Source organism: Candidatus Magnetominusculus xianensis (genome assembly GCA_001541255.1).
GTDB lineage: Bacteria > Nitrospirota > Thermodesulfovibrionia > Thermodesulfovibrionales > Magnetobacteriaceae > Magnetominusculus > Magnetominusculus xianensis.
On the sequence record LNQR01000055.1, the window covers coordinates 1 to 5,930 of the forward strand.

The window sequence follows — 5,930 nt, forward strand, 5'->3', positions numbered from 1 at the left end:
GAATGACATCTCTAACAATCCACAGAGGCTTACTTCTATGACCAATTTCCCTTATCTTATATTACCTGTATGATTGCCACTTGGTATGAGCCGAAATGGAATTTAAAAGGCGACTGCGACAAGGATACAAGATTCAAAGTTCTATACTGCGGGAGTTGAGCCGAAAACAATTCAAAGGGCGACAGGAACAAGTCCAAACTCACCATAATCATGGACAGCACAAGGGTATTTGAGATAGATTGCAGAGGGTGTTTGTGTGGTCATGGGCTATTTTTCATAACATGTGTAAATCCACACCCTTTTCAAACCCTTAGGGTTGTTGCTATAATTAACATAAATGCATGAATCATATGAGTTCGGGCGGAATACAATTTTTTTAGAGGTCAGGCTGACATGGTAATATCAGGGATAATCATAGGGGTACTGCTTGGCTGGGTATTACAGCGGGGCAGGGTTTGTATGAACTCGGGCTTCAGGGATATGATTTTAGTCCAGAATACGGAGATTTTCAGGGCTTTTCTTGCCGCGCTTTTAATCATGATAATCGGGGCTAATATTCTTGAGGATACCGGTGTTATCAAGGTTCTCTACAGGCAGGGGTTTATGCCCATTGCCAATATCTTTGGCGGTTATATTTTCGGCGTCGGAATAGTGATGGCAAGCGGGTGTGCCAGCGGCATTTGGTTTAAAATCGGCGAGGGAACAGTGCCTGCTTGGGTCTCTGTGCTTGGTTTTTTTGTCGGGATTTTAACAACCTCCGAAGGTATGCTTTTCCGGCTTTATCAGGCGCTTTCTAACTACCAGGTTTGGCTCACTGGCAACGGCCTGAAACTTCTCACCACAAAAGAAGTTGAAGCTGCATGGGCCTCACACTCAGACATCTACCCGCTGACGCTCTATAACCTCTTCGGCATCAACAAGTGGATTGTCGTTGCCGTGCTGGGGGCAGCCTTTTTATTCATTATTTTTAAAGGTGATTTCAAGGCGTCGCGCTCCGGGTACTCATGGTATGTCGCCGGGCCGCTTTTGGGGATTATCGGAATTGCCGCATGGTGGGCGTCTGATTTTTACGGCGGCAAGGTGCGCGGGATGTCATTTACCGGCCCGACCGTCGAGCTGTTTAAGTGGGTTATGCAGGGGGATGACCCTACGTGGAGTGTGTTTCTCATTCTTGGAATGGTGTTTGGTTCATATCTAAGCAGCAGACGTAAGGGGGAGTTTAAAGTAAAATCGTGCGGCGGCAATGAAACCGTCGATGCCTTTTTAGGCGGGTTTCTCATGGGGTTTGGTGCCGTTGTGGGCGGGGGATGTAACATCGGTCACGGCCTGACCGGGGCTTCTACGCTTGCAGTGTCGAGTTTTGTCACGATTATCTTTATAATGTTAGGGAACTGGTCGATGGTCTATATTAGGTTTATTCGCCCTATGCATGTAGATTGACAACAAAATAAATAAACTTATGAGGTTACGCTTATGAAGAGATACCTGTTGCTGGCATTAGTTATATATTTATTACTGCTAATACCACCCGCTGAAGCCGCTTTTACGATTGACAAGGCTGAGGATATTACAAATACCTCGGAGGCGTGTGCCTCCTGCCACGGTGATATTTATACTCAGTGGAAAAAGTCAGTGCATGAATCATCACTGCTTCATTCTATAGACTCTATCTATTCATTTATCGTTGACGGCATAGAGAAAGACCCCATAAGAAAGGGACTGTCCCAGAAGGCCGAACTTATGAAATGTCTGAACTGCCATGCCCCAGTGATGGAGTATGCCTCTGAGAAATTCGTTCGTGAAGTCGTTGATGCTATTAAGATAGCTGGAGGTAAGTCTGCAAACCCGGAAAGTAAGAAAAAGGCAATTGAACTACTTTCCCACCTAAATGTCTCCTGCTATACGTGTCATAATATGAAGGCCGTGCCGCAGCCACACGCGCCCGAAAAGCAAACCGTTTACGGCGTCAAAGGCGGCAAGAATACGACATATCACAGCACTAAAAAGACGGCATTTCTTGATAACGCAATATTCTGTATGCAGTGCCACGGTGTCTATACTGCCCCTGACAGTGAACGTATTATTTGCAGCACCGTTGCACAAAGCTACAGAGACCAGTACGTAGCGGCCGGAGGGCAGACTACCTGCCAGGACTGCCATATGAGAAAAAATAACAGAGGACACACATTCCCCGGCGCCTACGTCCCCGATATGCTCAAAGAGGGAATGCTGCTCGAGGTAAATGCCCGTGCCTTTAAGACCCAGACATACGGTGAAAAGAAATGGATCCCTGCGGCAGCCATAACCGTAGATATAACAAACCGTGCCGGTCACAGAATCCCCGACGGCTGCATGTGGACATCCCGTGTGCTGCTCACACTTACGGCTACAGATGAAAAGGACAAGGTAATATGGTCAGCCCAAAAGGAGTTCTTTGAACCGGGCCTCGACATTGAAGGTAACAGGCGCTATGACACATGGGAGGTCAAAGACATCCTTGACTACTCACTTCAGCCCAGAAAGACTACCACAGAGAAATATTATGCCGTCTTTCCTGAGCGTGAAAAACTAGTAAAAATTGAGGTTAAACTTGTATATATACACAAGGACGGCCTTGAGTTTCCAGTGCAGTCCGAACGGAAGGTTCTGAAGTATAATTAGAGTTTTGGGCATCTTATTTGAGGCGATTAAGCTCTCTGAGTGCATCCCTTGCAATCCATCGCGCAGGCCTTGTCCCTGTAGCCTCAATCTCTGTGGCAATGGCAATGGCCTTTTGGCGTAGTGACATGTTTCTCTTTCCTATCTGGCGGATTGCCCAGTTGACTGCCTTTTTTACAAAGTTTCTCTCATCTGCTGAACCAGTCTTTATCATCGGGAAAAAGTTCAGAAAGACCTCGTCTCCGGCCTTTTTGTCATGGACGGCAAGGGCAGCCATTAAGACAAACCCCGCTCGTTTTACGAATTCCTCTTCCCGCTGGCTCCATGAAACTGCCTTTTCATATGCGAAGGGCGTCTTATCGAACAGATTACTGCATACCTGGTCACATACGTCCCATGAATCGAAATCCAGCACCCAGCTCTCCAACTGCTCAACTGTCACAAAGGCGGGGTCGTCGATGAACGAGGCAAGAATTTTGGCCTCGTGAATGCCGCTTGCCCATAGTTCAAGCGCGAGTGCATGGTTTTTCTCCGTAGTCTTTGCGATTTTTCTGAGGGTGGGGATGCTGACGCCAAGTGTATTGTTGGGGTTAATCCCGTAACGGGCCATCCCTTTAACATTTTCGGGATTTGCATACCCTTTAAGGATTGTTAATATTGCTGTACAATCCATACGTATTAGTATATAATACTTACAGAGGATTTTTACAGTGCGCTATAAATGTTATAATAAAACTTGTGATGGTTGAGACGAAATTAAAAATATTAATTGTTGCGTCTGAGGCCGCCCCGTATGTAAAGGAGGGCGGGCTTGCCGATGTTACCGGCGCGTTGAGTGCGGCGTTGTCTTTTATGGGGCACGATGTTAGGGTCGTCTTGCCGCTCTACTTTCAAATAGATCCAAAAGAATTTAATTTGACGGAATGTAAAGAGACGCTCTCTGTCCCGATGGGGGTAATAGGCACACTGGGTGCCTCGATTATGGAAGGCAAAATGCCGGGGACTAAGGTTACTGTCTATTTTATTGAAAATGAATATTTTTTTGGACGCCCGGGTGGGCTTTATTCTACGGTTGACGGCGAAGGATACATGGACAACGACAACCGCTTTACGTTTTTTTCACGGGCGGCTATTGAACTATGCAGAGTACTTCACTTTAAACCAGACTGTATTCACGTAAATGATTGGCACACCGCAGCAATCCCCGTTTTCCTGAACATATCATACAAAGATGATCCAATTGTCGGCAATTGCGCTACATTGTTAACTATTCACAATATGCAGCATCAGGGGGAGTTTTATGAGGGGCTCATGGACGTCCTTGATGTTGGTTGGGAACATTTCCATTACCTTGAACTTGAACGGGATGGCAAGACAAATCTCTTAAAAGGCGGCATCTATCATTCAACTCTGATAAATACAGTCAGCGAATCCTATGTCAGAGAGATACAAACGCCGGAGTTTGGCATTAACCTTGATGGTGTCCTGCGGGATAGGTCGGCAGACTTATACGGCATTATTAACGGCGTCGATTATGACACATGGAACCCCGAAACAGACTTACTTATTGCAAAAAACTATTCAGTGGATAACCTTGCAGGCAAGGCGCTCTGTAAGGCAGATTTACAGAGGTCTTTTGGGCTATATGAGAGGCCGGATGTTCCTATCATAGGGCTTGTAACGCGGCTTGTTAAGCAGAAAGGCATAGATGTTTTAGCCGAGACTATATATGGGATTTTGGAGCATGATGTGCAAATCGTACTATTGGGGACAGGCGAGGTATGGGCACATTTTTTCTTTGGCGATATGCCGAATCAATATAAGGGCAAGTTTGGCTGTTATATTGGCTATGACAACACCCTTGCGCATAAGATTGAGGCCGGGTCTGACTTTTTCCTCATGCCTTCGCGTTTTGAGCCGTGCGGGTTGAATCAAATGTACAGTATGCGATATGGCACGATTCCCATTGTCAGGGCAATTGGCGGCCTTAATGATACAGTGGAAAACCTCAATGAGGCAGATAACACCGGAACAGGATTTAAGTCATATGATTTAACCGCAGACGCACTCAGAAACACCACTCTATGGGCTATAAACATATACTACAACCGCAAAGACCTGATGTATGGTCTTATCAAAAGGACAATGAATAAGAGATTCACATGGGATGCCGCCGCAAGACAATACGAAAAACTTTATCTCAAGGCTAAAAGTCAAAATATAAGTTGCAGTTGATAAAGGGATGTGGACATGAAGACAGAAAAGGCCGAACAGATGAGAATCAAATATAAATACCGAATGATGATAATGAAGGGCAAGGTGTGGATTAACTACAAGGGTGCAGCCCAGTTGATCGGGCCTGACTGCGCCTTTCACTTATACTCCACTATTAGTACAGACAGGCAGGGCGGGGGCAATGACAAAAAAAATAGTGCCTGACGAAGATATTCTGCCGCTGTGTGAAGAGCTTATCAAGGCTGAGATAAATACTATCAAAGACCTTTCCCCTGAGCTTGCAAATATGCTGGCTAACGAATACTACAGGTTTATAGTCATAGCTTCCCCGCATATAAAGCACAGACTAACGGGAAAGATTACGCTTTCAGTGATAAAGGAAGAGCTGCTAAAGGACAATCTGGAGTTCGATGTTGCGGAGTCAGAATCCAAGTCTGCCCCCGAGGTTGAGCTTGCAGCAGCACTGGCAGCAGTTGAGGCTATTGCCCAGTTCATAGGGGTCCTGCGCGGCATTGATAAGAACAAGGACCCGATACAGTACCGCTCAACTGTCGAACTAATCACAGATTACTTGAAATATGACATACCTGACGCTGGTGACAAACTGTTACTCAAGCGTTTTTTTGAGCGCGCGGTAAAAAAATCTCAAAAACAAGTAAAAGAGCAGATACCCGACCTTATTGATTATATCGACGTATAATACTCCCCAAAAGCTGGGCACAGGGATAAGGTGGATAATTCTTTAACGTTGGCACCTAACTTTATCGCTTCGAAGGCGTAAGTGCGAGAAATAAAAGGAAACAGCGAGGACATGGAGGCACTACACCTTGGCTTACGGCGATTGGTGGCAGGTGGTTCAGGTGGATACGTTGCGGGCAGCGGTGGTTCGTTTCAGTCCAAAGGTTTGATAGATGCTTCTCTGATCGTAGGCTGCTTATATTTACCATACCATCAGTAACTTCTTCTGGTTCAAAATTCTCAGGTCTCATCAATGGCAGCGATGGTTGGCGTTCTTCCTTGATTTCTTCCATAACTGC

The 5,930-nt window shown here is 45.8% G+C and carries 7 protein-coding genes; 6 read left to right on the top strand and 1 reads right to left on the bottom strand.

The window, feature by feature from the left end; all coding sequences use genetic code 11:
• Positions 1-393 precede the first annotated feature (393 nt).
• A complete protein-coding gene (locus ASN18_RS07215; RefSeq protein WP_085052066.1) occupies positions 394-1,440 on the top strand; it encodes a YeeE/YedE family protein in 1,047 nt (348 codons plus the stop codon).
• 33 nt (positions 1,441-1,473) lie between these two features.
• Positions 1,474-2,661 carry a multiheme c-type cytochrome (seleno)protein ExtKL gene (gene extKL, locus ASN18_RS07220; protein ID WP_085052067.1) on the top strand — a complete coding sequence of 396 codons (1,188 nt, stop codon included), beginning with the start codon at positions 1,474-1,476 and terminating at the stop codon, positions 2,659-2,661.
• Between the two features lie 13 nt (positions 2,662-2,674).
• Here the strand turns inward: extKL and ASN18_RS07225 are convergent, their stop codons facing one another.
• Complete coding sequence (locus ASN18_RS07225; RefSeq protein WP_085052068.1) at positions 2,675-3,331, bottom strand: DNA alkylation repair protein; 657 nt, start codon at positions 3,329-3,331, stop codon at positions 2,675-2,677.
• A 68-nt stretch (positions 3,332-3,399) separates the two neighbouring features.
• On the opposite strand from ASN18_RS07225, the gene glgA reads away from it, so the two are divergent.
• The 4 genes from glgA to ASN18_RS17125 all read left to right on the top strand — a co-directional run bounded on the left by glgA (position 3,400) and on the right by ASN18_RS17125 (position 5,851).
• Positions 3,400-4,893, top strand: coding sequence for a glycogen synthase GlgA (glgA, locus tag ASN18_RS07230; RefSeq protein WP_085052071.1), 1,494 nt, complete (start codon positions 3,400-3,402; stop codon positions 4,891-4,893).
• Between the two features lie 15 nt (positions 4,894-4,908).
• A complete protein-coding gene (locus ASN18_RS07235; protein ID WP_085052069.1) occupies positions 4,909-5,097 on the top strand; it encodes a hypothetical protein in 189 nt (62 codons plus the stop codon).
• Entirely contained in the window at positions 5,075-5,593 is a 519-nt protein-coding gene (locus ASN18_RS07240; RefSeq protein ID WP_085052070.1) for a hypothetical protein, read from the top strand. The genes ASN18_RS07235 and ASN18_RS07240 overlap by 23 nt, the downstream gene beginning before the upstream one ends.
• Before the next feature lie 81 nt (positions 5,594-5,674).
• On the top strand, positions 5,675-5,851 hold the full coding sequence (locus ASN18_RS17125; protein ID WP_157072875.1) for a hypothetical protein: 177 nt from the start codon (positions 5,675-5,677) through the stop codon (positions 5,849-5,851).
• Positions 5,852-5,930 lie beyond the last annotated feature (79 nt).